Origin of the sequence: Arsukibacterium perlucidum DSM 18276, assembly GCF_000382165.1 — a bacterium.
Lineage (GTDB): Bacteria > Pseudomonadota > Gammaproteobacteria > Enterobacterales > Alteromonadaceae > Alishewanella > Alishewanella perlucidum.
Genome location: NZ_KB907742.1, coordinates 1 through 14,772, shown reverse-complemented (window position 1 = coordinate 14,772; position 14,772 = coordinate 1). Strand labels below are relative to the sequence as shown.

Below are 14,772 nucleotides of genomic sequence, written 5' to 3'. Positions count from 1 at the left end.
ATTGTCGTTTAACTACCTGGGTAGGCGGCTATGCAAGGTAGCAAAGTTAGGGCTGAGCATTGAGCAGATACAGGCTGCAATAAGGCAAATCATGCTCTGGGCGGCAGAGTCAGATTGGGCAGTAATCAAAATGGAAAAGAGCTGATACTGTGGTCAAATTCGTGGGGATCCCTCAGCCAACATTTGCTCGTATATCGACATCTTATAGTACGCCGCTGAGCAAATACTGTTCTCGATCAATAAGTACATTGGTTTTGTATCTTCATCCAAGCGTATTTGTAGCGTTGTAGTCCTCTGAAAATTCAGCCGAAGGCGAAACTGGAAATGAATACAACGGCAAAGCAGGCCGTCAGCCTGCTTTGCGTCTGCGTGAAGATAGGAATTAGTGCCCCTGCCCTCCAGCAGCGCCATGCACGCCCTCTATATAGTGAATGTAATTGACGTAGTCAGCGACAAAGGCACGCCCCTTATCGCCGCTTTGATCAGCCATGGCCCTTGCACGCTGAGCCTCATGATAACGCTCACGAATACCGTTCTCGATCTTGCGGGTTATATTTGCCACGAGGCGATCAATTTGCCCGTTTTCCAACGCCGCATCCGCCGCCATTAAACCCGGATCAATCTGTCCGGAAGGCTTGATGCCGGTAAAGGGTGCGCCTTCGGAGGCACGATGAACCTCAACGAGCGTCGAGAACAGATGCTGATCGGCAATGTTTTTCGCAGTTTCGCTTTGCCCGCGGACTTGGAGCACATCGGCGAATACCCTTTTGATTTCGGCCTCATCCTTTGCCGGCACCCATTTGAGCAAGGGCTTAACATTGCCTGACTCCAGTGCCGCACGGGCTTCGGTAATCACGGGACCGTCCAGAGCATCACAATGAGCTAGGGCGCTACCGGCAAACATCAGGCTGAAGATTGCTGCGGCCACTGCGGGAACAGCGGTTTTGCGTAATTTGGTTTTCATACATGACCTCTTCATATTGCGTTGAGCTTCACGCGCACCGGGTTTGGTGGCGCTTGGCAATCAGAGTACGGAAGGGAGGCCAAAGAATCGTTCGCAAGTACGAAACCGAACCGATGCCATGGTTTAGAAATAAAAACCTACAATTCAGCTGTTTAGAGGTTTCAGTATCGGGTGAGAGCGTACTCGAACGCCGGGTAGCCAGGTTCAGGATCGTGGCTAGGGTCGGATATCGCCCTGCAGGGCTCGTCGGCGATATTCACTGGGGGTAAATCCTGTCTCTTTCTTGAAAGCAGTGTTGAATACGGACTTCGAGTTGAAGCCAGAGTCATACATAGTTTGCAGAATATTTGCCTGATTGGCTGCATCGGCCAGGCGCGATTTCGCCTCGTCGATGCGATAGCGACTGACGAACTCAAAGAAATTGCAGCCAAAGCCTTGGTTAATGGCCCGTGAAACCTCTCTTGAAGGGGCGCCCAATTTCCGTGAAAGTTGTTCCAGGGTCAGGTTGGGGTGCAAGTGGGGCTTTTCCTGGTGCATTAACTGTTGGAGCCTGACCTTTAAAGTTTGATCAAACTGCGGCGTGGGCTCTTCTTCCAGCAAGGCGGCCTGGTCTGCTGCCAATCCAGAGAAAACAACGGGTTGGCGAAGAGAGTTTATCATCAGAAAATTGATGAAAATGAAGCCCGTTACAGCGCCAGCGCCGGCCACCCACTCGGTTCCAGGCACGCTTCTAAACACATGCGCTGTAAGGCAGTACATCATGCTCACGGTCCAAGCCACTGCATAGCCGATCAGAAGCGTCCGTAACCACGCAAGTTGTTTGTTTTCAATACTCGAGAAAATCTGTCGAATACCAAGGCCGAAACGGTTAATCGCACGAATAGTCGCGTACAGGTAGCCCAGAAAGACCGCGTGAATAGCGACTGCAAGAAGGGGAGAGGTAAGTACGCCCGGGTGGTCCCGTTCAAGCAGAATCTGAACTTTGGTCTCGCTTGGCTGTAAATAATATTCAATCAGAAAAATTGCGCCGACCACCCAGAAGAGCAACGTGTGCACGAGATGCTTCCCGCGTAACTGGAAATTCTGATACATCAGCGATTGCGCATATAGATAGAGCGTGCCGGCTTGTAGAAGTCCGATGAGTGTTCCGAGGTAGGCGAAGTTTGGGTACTGGAGCGCAAGCCCGCTGCCATAGAGGAAGATCTCTCCCAGCCCGGCGGCGAAGAACACCAGAGTGGCAACCAGGAGTCGGTTAGATATGAGCCCACTGTTGGATGGAAGTAGGAGAAAAACGGCAAGAGCCAGCGATTGAATGATGCTCGTCAGCAGCACAATGTCGGTGAGTGTCAGATACATGCCAGATTCAGCTCCGCTTCAAAACCATCCTGCCGTCCTGTTGCCGGCGATCTGAGATGCAGGGTCATGCCGGCACCTTTAGCAATCGCATCGGCAATCGCGAGGCCCAGGCCAGAACCTGCAGCGTCCGTTTTGGCGCGTGCAAACCGGTTTCTTAAAAGAGCGAGCTGTTCCGGTGGCACTCTTGCACCGCCATTGCAGACCCTTAAAACCCCATTATCGTTCAGGTTGATCTTCACCGGCTCGCTACGGGAACCATGCTTAAGGGCATTCTCGATCAGGTTACGCACCAGGATGGCGAAGGCATCGGGATCAAGAAAGGAGTTCACTTCGCGCTCCGGCAGGGATAAAACAACTCGCCCGGGTGCCTGGGCCTCAAAATCCCGGGCAATCATCGCGAGGATGGGCACAAGATCCTGCTGGCTTTGTGAGAGTGCACCGCCACCTTCTGCTTTTGCCAACTCGAGCAGTTTTCCGGACAGCACCGAGAGACTGCGTAACGCTTCTTCAATTTCTGCAACATCATTCTTGAGATAATCATCGGGCATTCTGGTTTTCAGTCGCTGCACTTTGGCAAGCGCTGTTGCCAGGGGAGTTCGCAGTTCATGGGCACTGTTGGCGGTAAAGCTGCGTTCTGATTCGAGAGCACGATGCAAACGCTCAAGCAGCCGGTTGATGGCACCGGCGATTGGTTCAAATTCACGGGGTAACTGCTCTTCTACAACAGGGGACAGATCTCCCGCGCCGCGGGATTCAATGTCTTGCTGAAAATCGACCACCTTACGAAGGGAAAGCCGGACAATCCACCAGACACCCAACAGGCTGACCGGAATCAGCACCAGTAAAGGCAACAGTAAGGCTAATCCCGCCTCCAGAGCGGATTCACGCCGGTGCGCCAAGGGTTCGGCCACTTCAAGATAGATGGTATAGCTGACTGCAGATACGCCATATAGCCGGTGGGTCAGAGTATCTGAAAACCCTTCCGCGGGGGTCCTGCTAAACACGCCAGGGTCGGCATCGTGGGACTGGAGCAGAATATTTCCAGCTTCGTCCCGTACCAGATAGGTCAGGTATTCGTCATGGTCTTTCAGGGCTGGGGCCTTTTGATTGCCCGCGCCGTTCTCACGGTTCAGGATGTCGGTGACCGCCAGTGGCAGTATGCGCTGGGCGGTTTCTTCCAGGGCACTGTCGAAGACCTCGTTCATTTCATGCTGTGCCACCAGTCCCGAAGCGGTCACGCCCAACAGCCAGAGTAGGGTGACACCGAGTGTCAGGCCGATACCGAGTGTTTTTTGCAGGCTGGTTCTAGTGGTCATGTGTTTCCAGGCGATAGCCCATTCCCCTGACGGTTACGATAGCGTCCCGCCCGAGCTTTTTACGCAGACGGCTGACATAAACTTCGATGGTGTTACTTTCGATTTCGGCCCCGAAAGCGTATAGACGATCCTCCAGTTGCGATCGCGATAACAGCATTCCGGGTCGCTGGATAAAGCCCTCAAACAATGCCCACTCCCGTGCCGTAAGTTCTACCGGCAGGCCGTTGCGACTGATGCGGTGATCGCCAAGATCAATCATCAGCTCGCCCACTTGTATAATCGGGCTTGGATTGCCGCGATATCGGCGAGCCACCGCGGCCACGCGGGCCGACAGCTCCGAAAGATCAAAGGGTTTGACCAGGTAGTCGTCAGCACCGGCATTTAATCCTTCAATCCGGTCAGACACCTGATCCCTGGCAGTAAGAATGATCACCGGTGTTGTTTTTCCGGTAGCCCGGAGTGTTCGCAAAAAGCCCAAGCCATGACCGTCGGGGAGCATCAGGTCCAGCAGAATCAGGTCGTAGGGTGTGGTCCTGACACTCGCCTCGGCAAAGCCCAGCGTTTGCACCCAGTCCACAGCGTGGCCGTCGTCCGCAATCTGATCCCGGACCGCCTCGCCCAATCCCACCGTATCCTCCACCAAAAGTACCCGCATCGTTCACCTCTGACCCAGCCCTGGAATCAAGATACTACAGCTCAAACCTGACAGCCAGCTGAATGGTCAATAACGCTTCGATCTCTCTTCACCGACCTTCAGCTGGCTGTCAGGTTTGGGCGCTAGCCTTCGGGGGAATATTCCAGGTACCGATCGCAGGAGATGTGATGATGCGGATGATTTTTCCTTTCGTTGTGTTGGTTTTGGGCCTATGGGCCTGGAGCCTTTTTGCAGGCCCTGGGGCCGGTTCTCCCTGGGCAGTCTATGACCAGAGCCTGCTGCTCAGTGGGCTGTTATCCATTGCTCTGATGTCACTGACCATGATGCTGGCACTGCGCCCAGCCTGGCTGGAGAGACCGATGGGTGGGCTGGATCAGATCTATCGCACCCACAAATGGGCAGGCATTCTGGCCGTGGTATTCGCCGCCGCCCATTGGCTGATTGAAATGGGTGACGATGTAATAGAGTCGGTGTTCGGAAAAGCCGGCAAGCTGCACGATCAGGATTATTCCGGGTTCATCGAAACCATGCGCGATGCTGCGGAAGAGGTAGGGGAGTTCGCCATCTATCTGCTGTTCGCCATGCTGCTGATCAGCTTGTTGCGCAAGTTCCCCTACAAATACTGGCGCTATTTGCATCGCGGCATGCCGGTGCTTTATCTGTTGCTCGCTTTCCACGCGGCGTGGCTTACTCCGCTGCAATGGTGGCAGCAGCCAATCGGTGTGCTGATGGCCATTTTGCTCTTTGGCGGCAGCATCGCCAGCGGGCTATCCCTGACCGGCAGAGTTGGTCGTCGTCGCCAGGTTCGCGGCATGGTCACCGCGATCAAAACACCAGACCGGGACGTCACCGAAGTTACCTGCCACATGGGGCCGGCATGGCCCGGTCACCGTGCGGGGCAATTTGCCTTTGTGACCTTCGACCGGATTGAGGGTGCGCACCCGTTCACCATCGCCAGTGCGGATCGGGAAAATGGCACTGTTACCTTCCTCATCAAATCCCTCGGAGACTTTACCCGCAATCTGAGCCAGAAAATCAGCGTGGGGCAAACCGTAAATATAGAAGGCCCTTACGGCTGTTTTAACTTCGATCGCCGCAACCGCAAATCCCACCAGATCTGGATAGCCGGTGGCATCGGGATCACGCCGTTTCTGGCCTGGCTCGAAGCTCTAAGCAGCGCCACCGACGCCACCGTGCCTGAAGCCGATCTGCATTACTGCACGCGCAACGCCGGCCAGGATCCCATGGTGGATCGACTTCGGGCGCTTTGCGATGGCTTACCCGGGATACACCTCGAGATTCATGACAGCAGCAAGGGGCAGAGGTTGTCTGCCGAGACGTTGTCTACCAACGGACGCTCGGCAGCAGGCGCAGAGGTCTGGTTCTGCGGCCCGGCAGGGCTGGGGGAAGCCATTAGAAACGGCTTGCGGGCAGCACCCTTCCGCCTGACTCGCTTCCATAAAGAAGCTTTTCAGTTCCGCTGAAATGGCCTCGTTTGTTCAGGTCGTTGTCAGGTTAGCGCCTTAGAGTGGATTTAACACAACCAGCAGGAGAGACACCATGAAGACCAAACCCATTATTCTGAGCCTGTCTTTGTTACTTCTGAGCGGCACCGCACTGGCCGATGACGACTGCGATGATCCGGTGGCGAGTTGGCAGCCCCGTGAAAATCTGCGTGAAAAGCTGGAAGCCGAAGGCTGGACAGTTCACCGAATAAAGGTTGACGACGGTTGTTATGAAGTCCGGGGCCTCGATGCCGATGGGGTCAGGGCAGAAGCCTCTTTCGCGCCCGCTTCATTGACCATGATGAAATGGGAGCGTGAAGACAGTGACGATGAGGAGAGGGACCGCGGCAACAGGAAAAATGGACAGGACAATCCCAAAAGTCAGGCGCCACGCAACGGCATCGTCAAGGGGCGTCCCACGGTTACCGTTGAGTAACTGAGCGAATTTGCCCTGTTCCTTTAACGTTCATCAGGTTTTTGGAGACCATTTATGAAAACGTTTGTTCTCACTTGCAGCCTTTTCGCCGCCTTGGCTTTACCGGTATTCGCCCAGGCCCGTGACGTGACCTTCACTACGGAACTACAGAATTACGGCGGCGATGGAGCCTATCTGGCGCTGTATCTTACCGATGCCGCCGGAGAGTATCAGGGTACCCTTTGGGTTTCCGGGAAGAAATCTAAATACTACAAACACCTGGGAGGCTGGGCCCGGGGCAGTGGGCTTGATCCTGCAGAGTATGACGGCTTGACTGGCGCCAGTGTTACCAGTGGCCGCACGCTGAAAGTGACTGTGAACCTCGATGATTCGCTGATCGACAACGGCTATGAGGTTCGAGTCGACTCTGCTGTTGAAGATATGCGCGATATCAGAGCCGATGTGATAGCCCCCCTGACCACCGAAGGGTCCGGAAAGCCGGTTTCAGGACGTGGTTACGTGCGCGCTCTGACCTACGAGCTTCAATAATCCACCGGGAGCGTCGGCTATGTTGCGCAAGTTCCACAGCTTACCGGGCCTGCTTACTGGTTTGCTTCTGATGGTTCTCTCAGTCACGGGTGCTGTGTTGGCTTTGGCTCCGACGCTGGATAGAGTGTCAGCGGTCATTCCGGCTTCCGGTGAAATCAGTATCGCCGAGCTGGCTGACCGGATCGTTGCTCACTATCCCGGGACTGAGCAGATCGTGCGAGAGCCTTCTGGCAAGGTCATTGTCTATTACAGCCGTGACGGCCAGGCCGGTGCGGATCTGGTGAATCCGGTAACAGGTGAGGGCACGCCCTACGAACCTTCCGCATTCTTTGGCTGGATCAAGGATCTGCATCGTGCGTTTATGCTGGATGATGCCGGTAGAGCGCTGGCCGGCGTATTGGCTGTTTTGATGGTGCTTCTGTGTCTTTCGGGAATATTTTTGATAGCCCGGCGTACCGGGGGTTGGAAGAATATATTAAGACCGCTTTCCGGCTCTGGCGGGAAACGAATCCATGCCGAATTGGCCCGGTTTGCCGTGCTCGGCCTACTGTTATCCGCACTGACCGGTAGCTATATGTCGGCACAGCGCTTTGGTTTGCTGCCGGAAGCGCCTGACACAGGGCCAGGGTTTCCGGCTGAGGTCTCGGGCGGGCAACCATCGCCTGTGGGCACCTTAAAAGCGCTAGGCAATTTCGATCTTGGCGAACTCCGGGAACTGGTGTTTCCCTATCCCGGTGATCCGCAGGACGTCTATTCGCTGTCAACCGCCGGCGGCTCCGGATTCGTGGACCAGGCTACGGGCGAGTTGCTGCAGTTCCAGCCGCGCTCTGACAGCGGCGTATTGCAGGACTGGATTGTACGTTTGCACACCGGTGAAGGCCTATGGTGGCTTGGCCTGATTCTTGGCGCTGCGGCACTGACTGTGCCAGCTCTCTCGATAACAGGTGCAACCATCTGGTGGCAGCGTCGCCGGTCTTCAGGGCAGCTTCCTGACAACGCCGATGCCGCTCAGGCGGATACAATTATTCTGGTCGGCTCCGAAGGTAATGCCACCTGGGGATTTGCCCGGGAACTCCATAGCAGCCTGAATAAGGCCGGTTTCCGCGTGCATTGCAGCGAGATGAATGCCCTGGCTAAGCAGTATCCGCAGGCTTCCAGGCTGTTCGTGCTGACTTCGACATACGGCGATGGTGATGCACCCGCATCGGCCCGGCAGTTTATGGCCAGGCTCAAAGAATTCCGGGCTGAGAAGAACCTGCGATACACGGTACTGGGTTTTGGTGACCGGCAGTTTCCGAACTTCTGTCAGTTTGCCTTGTCGGTGGATGCTGCGCTCGCCGGTAAAGGCGTCAGCCGTTTGCACGCCATTGAACTGATTGATCGGTGTTCTGCCTCGCAATTCAGTGAGTGGGGAAACCGGGTTGGTGAGGTTATCGGTACTCCGCTTTTCTTGAACTACTGTGCATTGCAGCCAGCAACGGTCAAACTGGAACTGGTAGAAAGGGCGGATTACGGGATTGCGGTTCAGGCGCCCACCAGTATCTTCCGGTTCAAACCGGCGGAGCAGGGCGGATGGCTAACGGCTTCTCCAAGAAGATTTAAAGCGCTGCCACCGTTCGAGGCGGGAGACCTTTTGGGGGTTATTCCCCCACACGGTCAAGCCCCGCGGTTCTACTCGCTCGCGTCCTCAGCTAGTGACGGGATTGTTGAGATATGCGTCCGCAAGCAGCCCGGCGGTCTATGCTCCGGGTACTTGCATGACCTCAAGCCGGGAGCTTGTATCGATGGTTTTATCCGCCCCAATCCAGGCTTCCGGCCAGCTACAGGTAGCCAGCCAGTTATCCTAATCGGTGCAGGTGCCGGCATTGGTCCGTTAACCGGTTTCATCAGAAACAATACCAGATGCAACCCTATGTATCTGTACTGGGGCGGTCGCGATGCCAGGTCAGATTTTCTCTACCAACCCGAGCTTGGGCGCTATCTTGAGGATCATCGACTGAGCGCGCTGAACACTGCCTTCTCAAGAGCAGACGAGCGCACCTACGTGCAGGATAAGCTCAAACAGGATGAATTAGCCGTGCGACAGATGGTTAACACCGGTGCGCAGATACTGGTCTGTGGTGGCCGGGATATGGCGGCGGCTGTGCGGCAGGTTATAGAAGACATTCTCAAACCCCTGCACATCGATATTGAAACGCTGAGAGGCCAGGGGCGTTATCTTGAAGATGTGTATTGATGGACAAAGCCACAAATGCCGAGCAGAGTCTATAATCCCAAAGCACACCGCATCGCGTCCTGAACAGGAGGCTGAAACATGCCATCCACAGAAAATGAAAGACTGCTCAGCGAGCACCAGCCTAATGCCGTTCGTGCACGGCTTGCTGGTCCCGTTAAGGCCTCGACGCTACCAGATGCTGTGCTTGGCGGCATCGATGGCTGCGTTACAACGTTTGCGGTTGTATCGGGTGCGTTCGGCGCAGGTTTCTCGCCACAGGTTGCGTTGGTACTCGGCTTTGCAAACCTGATTGCAGACGGCTTCAGCATGGCGGTAAGTAATTACGAAGCGGGCCAGGCGCAGTTGAATCAGATCAAATTTGCTGAACGCACAGAACGTGAACATATCCGTGCTGTGCCAGAAGGTGAACGTGAGGAAATTCGCCAGCTGTTTCAGGCGAAGGGATTCGACGGCGAATTGCTGGAGCAAGTAGTGGAGGCTATCAGTCGTAATCCCGATGTGTGGGTAGCAACCATGTTGCGAGAAGAGTACGGACTCTCGGGTGCCGGACTCAGCCCACGCCGAGCCGCGTTGACTACCTTCGCCGCATTTTTGTCGGTTGGTGCTTTACCTTTACTGCCTTATGCCATCCCGGGTATGGAGAGTCAGATTCAGTTCCTGACGAGTCTTGGTTTGGCAGGCGTCGTCTTCTTGGGTATCGGAATGCTTAAAAGTATCGTCTATGGCTTACCAGCAATGCGATCAGGACTCCGGACTTTGATCATGGGTACGGCCGCAGCGGGGCTGGCGTTTGCTACTGGGCATTTTGCGCAGGGGTTATTGGGGGGTTAGTTCTTCAGCGGTGAATAGACAATTTAACATAATATTCCCCTAAGAGCTGATATTCATTCGCGTACCCGCTATTGGAATTAACGGCGGATTTCTCGCTCTGTTCGCCCAATGAGTGTAGTTGCAGAATTGAATTTTTAAAGCACAACTCATGCTGAAATGAAAATTATTTAGCAAGGGCCAGTCGTCGACTAATTACTGCGCAACTTTATGAATTGTGGAAAAAATGGTGTCGATATCATTGATGCCAAAGGCTTAGCGTACAATTTTTTCCGTTTCGTGAACTGACCCCTATCAGCTCACATTAAACAAAAATGTTCAACAAATCTTCATCGAATAAAGCACCACTGAAGTGAGGTTGTTCGCAAGCGGCTTTGAACTGCTAATTTACAAACAGAGCATTGCATCCCCCCAAGTTTGGATTTCAATACTGCCTTGTTCGCAGCATCTTGTTCGTTAAATAAGAACGCATCCACTCATGCTCTAAACGAATGGTGACGTTCATTTTAGTATTCCGAATATTTGACACTAATCATTTGTAAATCTATTTTTTAACTAATAATTCACTTTTAAGGTTTGGTTATGGACAATCATCGCGTCACTGAACAACAAGCAGTGCAAATCCTTCAGGAATGGAATGGTATTGGCAGAGACTTACCATCTCTGGCCAAGCTCAATCCGTCTAACGATAAACAGACAATACTTTTACTGCTGCCTGGATATCTCTGCAATCAATGGTATCAAGTTGGTGAAACATATAGCTGTTATGCAGAGGCATTAACCTGCTTAGGTACGCTAATTGACAAAAGCCGTTAGCAAATCCAGTTGCCGAATTAAACAATCATTACACTAATCGGTATCAGAATTGCCAATTCCAGCCTCCCTGATATACTGTATATCCATACATGCAAGAGGTGGGTATGTCAGCAGTATTTATTGGTAATGCCGATTCGTGGCCGAAACAGCAAATTCCTTTCTATAGCGACCCGGTAAAAGCGGGCTTTCCGTCACCAGCACAAGACTATGTCGAGCGCACGCTGGATTTAAACGAGCTATGTATTCGCCATCCTAACGCCACGTTTTTTGTCCGGGTTGAGGGAGATTCGATGATAGAGGCCGGTATTTATGACGGTGACGTATTGGTTGTAGACCGCTCGGTAGATGCCGATCATGGCGATATAGTGGTAGCGGCAGTGGGTAGTGAATTTACCGTGAAAGAGCTCTGCACCCGTCCTGCACTGTGTTTGTTACCCCGTAATCCGGCTTATAAACCTATACGGCCGCGCAATGGTGAAGAGCTCAATATCTTTGGTGTAGTGACGAACATTATTCGGCAAATGAAGCGCAAATGACAACACCCATATTTGCGCTGGTGGATTGCAATAACTTTTACGCCAGCTGTGAAAAGCTATTTCGGCCTGATTTAACAGATAAGCCGGTGGTGGTTCTGTCTAACAACGATGGCTGCGTGGTGGCCCGCTCCAAAGAAGCCAAAAAGCTCGGCATTAAAATGGGCGTGCCGGTGTTTCAGGTGCGCGACCTGATACAAAAACAGGGTGTGGTGGCCTTCTCGTCCAACTATGCGCTGTATGCCGATATGTCACAGCGGGTAATGAGCACACTGGAAAGCCTGGCTCCCAGAGTGGAAGTGTATTCTATCGACGAGTCTTTTCTGGATTTAACCGGCATGGCATTCAGCCAAAGCCTGACCGACTTTGGCTTGCAGGTGCGTAAGGTTGTAAGCAAGTGGACAGGCATTACCGTCTGCGTTGGTATAGCACCAACCAAAACACTGGCAAAACTGGCTAACCATGCCGCCAAAACCTGGCATCGCACAGGTGGCGTAGTCGATTTAACCGATAAAGCGCGCCAGCGTAAGTTACTGGCCCTACTACCGGTTGATGAAGTATGGGGCATTGGTGGCAAGCTGACCAAACGCTTACAGCAACTCGGCATTACTACCGCACTGCAACTAGCCGATGCAGACCCTGAGTATATGCGTCAGCAATTCTCGGTGGTGGTTGAGCGCACGGTAAGAGAACTTAATGGTGAGAGTTGTATCGCACTGGAAGAAATGGCTCCCACTAAAAAGCAGATTGTTAGTAGCCGCGCCTTTGGCGAACGTATTACCGATAAACAGCCAATGCGTGAGGCAATAAGCGAATACATCAGCCGGGCTTGCAAAAAGCTGCGCCAGGAGCAGCAAACTGCAAAACATCTTACGGTATTTCTGCGCACCAGCCCGTTTAGCGACAAAGATGCGCCCTATAGCGCCGGCAAAAGCATCGAACTTGATACGCCCAGTAGCGATACCCGAATTTTTCTTACTCACGCAATGAAGCTGCTGGATGGCTTATGGTTAAACGGTTACCGCTACGCTAAAGCCGGTGTCATGCTAGCTGATTTCTACGACCCCGGCGTATACCAGCCTGGCCTGTTTGATGAACCTATTGTTCAAAAAGAGTCAAACCAAGCGCTTATGCAACTGATGGATACCCTAAACGCGAAACACGCTAAAACTCTGTGGTTTGCCAGCCAAGGTACCAAACAGGAATGGGGTATGAAACGTGAATTGCTGTCTCCGGCTTATACTACGGACTGGCTACAGCTCCCGGTCGTTAAATGATGCTATTTAACAGCATACAATGACTCTCCACTATCGAAATCGCTCAAATCTAAGTACTCAATTAGTGCCGCCTAATACGTTTCACATACCCGCTTTTAAAAACAATACGTTGAGCTTTCGTTTATTGAGCTCGGCATGGGCGTCATGAGTCCAGCCTCACATCGTTATCAATGTTGAAAACCATGTCATGACAAAATTGTATGACAGGATGAGAGTGATCATCAAACCCCAAAATATCTTGTTGTTTCAGTAGGTAACGACACATCATGTACAGCAACCTGTTGCCGTACACAAACTGAAGCTCTTGTAGAAAGCCATTATCTTTATGATAACAAAGCAAGGCTGCCACACCGATAAAAAGATACTCAAAGCTTTTTTCTGCACATACTACCCTCGCGCTCAACTCATATTCTGTCGCTAAACTGTACCCAAACAGCAACGTTGCAGGGATGCAACCTTTATGTGATAGGACCTGGCAAATCGCTTGCTCCTCTACCGTGTAAATCGGAACAAACTGATGAGAACATTTGTTCATGTAAGGGTAAATAAAGTTGTGGTGATGCTTTGGATGCATCTCTGCTTCAGTGATGTCATCCATTTGAGCATCTGTCAAAAAGTGACCCAACCAAAAAAGTTGTGGGTTATACGCAATGCGAAAATTTGACATAATGAGCTCCGCGAATTTCGATTTTTTTCAACACTCGCCAATAAAATTTGAACAATGGATAAACCAGATTATTGCGATTCTTTGTCAGCATCATGATTCCGTGTATGATGGCGAAATACAGGAGTAATGACATGATTCGCTTCCACTTGCGCCGTTGTATCGATGATTACGAATTTCGGACAGGCCAGCCGCTGACTCTTATCCAGCTCGCAGATGCAACAGGAGTACATCGTGCTACTCTGTCAAAAATGTTGCACGAGCGTGGCAGTAATCTGACGACAGATGTCATAGACCGGCTGTGCATATTTTTCGACGTTCCAGTCCAGCAGCTGATGGAGCATGTTCCATCCGAGCAGGACCATTAATCACACCAAGATCCAATACAGCGCTCCAGGTGATGTCGTAGCTCGTGAGCTATTTGCTCCGTTGAAAACGAATCCAATCGTTGTTCGCAACAAATAGCTTTCCCCATCCAGGAAACCAGCGCCTCCCGGTTATTTCTTTCATCACCTGAGCCGCAGGCCATAATCAACTGCCGCCCGCACGGATCGATATTCAATGCGATTAACAGCGACTCGACAACGTTCTGAATACGCCGCGAAAGTTTTTGACGTTGTTGCATGTTGATAAACATGCTCATGGTTGTAATTTCAGTCATTTGTGCGCTCCCCTCAGAGCCTTGTGCAAATGCAATACCTTGATAAACAAGTACACCGCATCACGTGACGGTATCCCTAGCTCCTGCGAAAACCATACTATTCAAAGTGGTCGCGCCGGCATTTCGTCACAAATGCAGATGATTGATTTGTTGTGTTGGGGGGGCTCTGGGTCTCATGAATAGCGCTCCTAGTGGTGCCATCCATGGCGTTCAATACTATTGGGTTTGAGGTCCCTTGGCGGGTCACCTCTTAATAAGAGTAGCTATAAATAGACATATGTCAATTTTAATCGACATAAATTCGCAAATTTTTAGTGCCTTGTGTCCTCTATCCCCGTTTGACGAATACAGAGCCCGACTGAGGTTTTTGTTAGAGAAGATTGTTCTGAATTCGGAAATGGTTGGAAAATTGAACGTTCAGGAGTCTTGGCGATACTGGTTCATGGAAAAACACAGCTTTTGTTGCATATCCGTATTTCGAGACTTTGAAAACTCCTTTTGCAGTGCATCGGACAACGTTCGTATGTCGCCGATCAACGTGACTTCTTTTTGCGCGCGGGTGACGGCGGTGTAAAACATCGTGAGGTCAAGGTTGGGTGATTTATCCAATGGGATAATAACCCGGGAAAACTGTGAGCCCTGGCTTTTGTGAATAGTGATGGCATAGGCAAGCTTAAGGACGTCTATCATCTCTGCGGGTACGAGAGTATAAAAAAATCTGTGTAAGTGGCATTCTACCCATGTATTTGAAAGGAATAAAGAATGCCAGTATCAGACCAGCTTATCGATCAGTTATTAGCTGATTACAGATCCCCTGAAGACCTGCTTGGTGAGCAAGGTATCCTTAAGCAGTTAACTAAAAAGCTTGCTGAGCGTGCCCTTGAAGCTGAGATGGAGCAACATCTTGGTTATGCCAAACATGATGCTATCGGTAAAAATACCGGTAACTCTCGCAATGGTAAAAGTCGTAAATCTGTACGCAGTATTCATGGCGATA

17 protein-coding genes are annotated in these 14,772 nt (G+C 51.9%); 10 read left to right on the top strand and 7 right to left on the bottom strand.

Annotated elements, in window-relative coordinates; all coding sequences use genetic code 11:
* Positions 1–382: 382 nt before the first annotated feature.
* The 4 genes from H141_RS0118670 to H141_RS0118655 form a co-directional block, all read right to left on the bottom strand.
* Entirely contained in the window at positions 383–964 is a 582-nt protein-coding gene (locus H141_RS0118670; protein WP_019677805.1) for a DUF6448 family protein, read from the bottom strand.
* A 216-nt stretch (positions 965–1,180) separates the two neighbouring features.
* Positions 1,181–2,320, bottom strand: coding sequence for a helix-turn-helix domain-containing protein (locus H141_RS0118665; protein WP_019677804.1), 1,140 nt, complete (start codon positions 2,318–2,320; stop codon positions 1,181–1,183).
* Positions 2,311–3,636: an ATP-binding protein gene (locus H141_RS0118660; RefSeq protein ID WP_019677803.1), complete on the bottom strand. Its 1,326-nt coding sequence runs from the start codon at positions 3,634–3,636 to the stop codon at positions 2,311–2,313. Before H141_RS0118660 ends, H141_RS0118665 begins: the two co-directional genes overlap by 10 nt.
* Positions 3,626–4,291, bottom strand: a complete 666-nt coding sequence (locus tag H141_RS0118655) for a response regulator (protein ID WP_019677802.1) — start codon at positions 4,289–4,291, stop codon at positions 3,626–3,628. Before H141_RS0118655 ends, H141_RS0118660 begins: the two co-directional genes overlap by 11 nt.
* A 167-nt stretch (positions 4,292–4,458) precedes the next feature.
* Between H141_RS0118655 and H141_RS0118650 the strand changes: the two genes are divergently transcribed.
* From H141_RS0118650 to umuC, 8 genes are all read left to right on the top strand, one after another.
* Positions 4,459–5,775 carry a ferredoxin reductase family protein gene (locus tag H141_RS0118650; protein ID WP_019677801.1) on the top strand — a complete coding sequence of 439 codons (1,317 nt, stop codon included), beginning with the start codon at positions 4,459–4,461 and terminating at the stop codon, positions 5,773–5,775.
* A gap of 76 nt (positions 5,776–5,851) precedes the next feature.
* Positions 5,852–6,232, top strand: coding sequence for a PepSY domain-containing protein (locus H141_RS0118645; RefSeq protein WP_019677800.1), 381 nt, complete (start codon positions 5,852–5,854; stop codon positions 6,230–6,232).
* 54 nt (positions 6,233–6,286) lie between these two features.
* Entirely contained in the window at positions 6,287–6,760 is a 474-nt protein-coding gene (locus H141_RS0118640) for a DUF2271 domain-containing protein (RefSeq protein ID WP_019677799.1), read from the top strand.
* A 19-nt stretch (positions 6,761–6,779) separates the two neighbouring features.
* Positions 6,780–8,996 (top strand): PepSY domain-containing protein, encoded by a 2,217-nt coding sequence (locus tag H141_RS0118635; protein WP_019677798.1) that lies wholly within the window; start codon positions 6,780–6,782, stop codon positions 8,994–8,996.
* Between the two features lie 78 nt (positions 8,997–9,074).
* Positions 9,075–9,827: a VIT1/CCC1 transporter family protein gene (locus tag H141_RS0118630; RefSeq protein WP_011784790.1), complete on the top strand. Its 753-nt coding sequence runs from the start codon at positions 9,075–9,077 to the stop codon at positions 9,825–9,827.
* A 579-nt stretch (positions 9,828–10,406) separates the two neighbouring features.
* Positions 10,407–10,640, top strand: coding sequence for a hypothetical protein (locus H141_RS0118625; RefSeq protein WP_019677797.1), 234 nt, complete (start codon positions 10,407–10,409; stop codon positions 10,638–10,640).
* Between the two features lie 104 nt (positions 10,641–10,744).
* Positions 10,745–11,176, top strand: coding sequence for a translesion error-prone DNA polymerase V autoproteolytic subunit (umuD, locus tag H141_RS0118620; RefSeq protein ID WP_157611035.1), 432 nt, complete (start codon positions 10,745–10,747; stop codon positions 11,174–11,176).
* On the top strand, positions 11,173–12,450 hold the full coding sequence (gene umuC / locus H141_RS0118615) for a translesion error-prone DNA polymerase V subunit UmuC (RefSeq protein ID WP_019677795.1): 1,278 nt from the start codon (positions 11,173–11,175) through the stop codon (positions 12,448–12,450). Before umuD ends, umuC begins: the two co-directional genes overlap by 4 nt.
* Before the next feature lie 142 nt (positions 12,451–12,592).
* On the opposite strand, the gene H141_RS0118610 is transcribed toward umuC, so the two are convergent.
* A complete protein-coding gene (locus H141_RS0118610) occupies positions 12,593–13,117 on the bottom strand; it encodes a hypothetical protein (protein WP_019677794.1) in 525 nt (174 codons plus the stop codon).
* Positions 13,118–13,248: 131 nt separating this feature from the next.
* Between H141_RS0118610 and H141_RS0118605 the strand changes: the two genes are divergently transcribed.
* Positions 13,249–13,482, top strand: a complete 234-nt coding sequence (locus H141_RS0118605; RefSeq protein WP_019677793.1) for a helix-turn-helix domain-containing protein — start codon at positions 13,249–13,251, stop codon at positions 13,480–13,482.
* Here the strand turns inward: H141_RS0118605 and H141_RS20645 are convergent.
* The gene (locus H141_RS20645; protein ID WP_019677792.1) at positions 13,479–13,775 is read right to left on the bottom strand and encodes a hypothetical protein; all 297 of its coding nucleotides are present in this window, start codon (positions 13,773–13,775) and stop codon (positions 13,479–13,481) included. The genes H141_RS0118605 and H141_RS20645 overlap by 4 nt on opposite strands.
* Before the next feature lie 417 nt (positions 13,776–14,192).
* A complete protein-coding gene (locus H141_RS20640) occupies positions 14,193–14,465 on the bottom strand; it encodes an ATP-binding domain-containing protein (protein ID WP_019677791.1) in 273 nt (90 codons plus the stop codon).
* A gap of 72 nt (positions 14,466–14,537) precedes the next feature.
* Here H141_RS20640 and H141_RS0118585 point away from each other — a divergent pair.
* Positions 14,538–14,772, top strand: a 235-nt coding sequence (locus tag H141_RS0118585) for a transposase (RefSeq protein ID WP_019675637.1), incomplete at its 3' end; no start/stop codon positions are given.

Excerpts from the sequence above, each read along its gene's own strand:
- H141_RS0118630 (WP_011784790.1), top strand. The coding sequence starts at position 9,075 with ATGCCATCCACAGAAAATGAAAGACTGCTCAGCGAGCACCAGCCTAAT.
- H141_RS0118645 (WP_019677800.1), top strand. The coding sequence starts at position 5,852 with ATGAAGACCAAACCCATTATTCTGAGCCTGTCTTTGTTACTTCTGAGC.
- H141_RS0118640 (WP_019677799.1), top strand. The coding sequence starts at position 6,287 with ATGAAAACGTTTGTTCTCACTTGCAGCCTTTTCGCCGCCTTGGCTTTA.
- H141_RS0118625 (WP_019677797.1), top strand. The coding sequence starts at position 10,407 with ATGGACAATCATCGCGTCACTGAACAACAAGCAGTGCAAATCCTTCAG.
- H141_RS0118635 (WP_019677798.1), top strand. The coding sequence starts at position 6,780 with ATGTTGCGCAAGTTCCACAGCTTACCGGGCCTGCTTACTGGTTTGCTT.
- H141_RS0118665 (WP_019677804.1), bottom strand. The coding sequence starts at position 2,320 with ATGTATCTGACACTCACCGACATTGTGCTGCTGACGAGCATCATTCAA.
- H141_RS0118610 (WP_019677794.1), bottom strand. The coding sequence starts at position 13,117 with ATGTCAAATTTTCGCATTGCGTATAACCCACAACTTTTTTGGTTGGGT.
- H141_RS20645 (WP_019677792.1), bottom strand. The coding sequence starts at position 13,775 with ATGACTGAAATTACAACCATGAGCATGTTTATCAACATGCAACAACGT.
- H141_RS20640 (WP_019677791.1), bottom strand. The coding sequence starts at position 14,465 with ATGATAGACGTCCTTAAGCTTGCCTATGCCATCACTATTCACAAAAGC.
- H141_RS0118660 (WP_019677803.1), bottom strand. The coding sequence starts at position 3,636 with ATGACCACTAGAACCAGCCTGCAAAAAACACTCGGTATCGGCCTGACA.
- H141_RS0118670 (WP_019677805.1), bottom strand. The coding sequence starts at position 964 with ATGAAAACCAAATTACGCAAAACCGCTGTTCCCGCAGTGGCCGCAGCA.
- H141_RS0118605 (WP_019677793.1), top strand. The coding sequence starts at position 13,249 with ATGATTCGCTTCCACTTGCGCCGTTGTATCGATGATTACGAATTTCGG.
- H141_RS0118650 (WP_019677801.1), top strand. The coding sequence starts at position 4,459 with ATGATGCGGATGATTTTTCCTTTCGTTGTGTTGGTTTTGGGCCTATGG.
- H141_RS0118655 (WP_019677802.1), bottom strand. The coding sequence starts at position 4,291 with ATGCGGGTACTTTTGGTGGAGGATACGGTGGGATTGGGCGAGGCGGTC.
- umuD (WP_157611035.1), top strand. The coding sequence starts at position 10,745 with ATGTCAGCAGTATTTATTGGTAATGCCGATTCGTGGCCGAAACAGCAA.
- umuC (WP_019677795.1), top strand. The coding sequence starts at position 11,173 with ATGACAACACCCATATTTGCGCTGGTGGATTGCAATAACTTTTACGCC.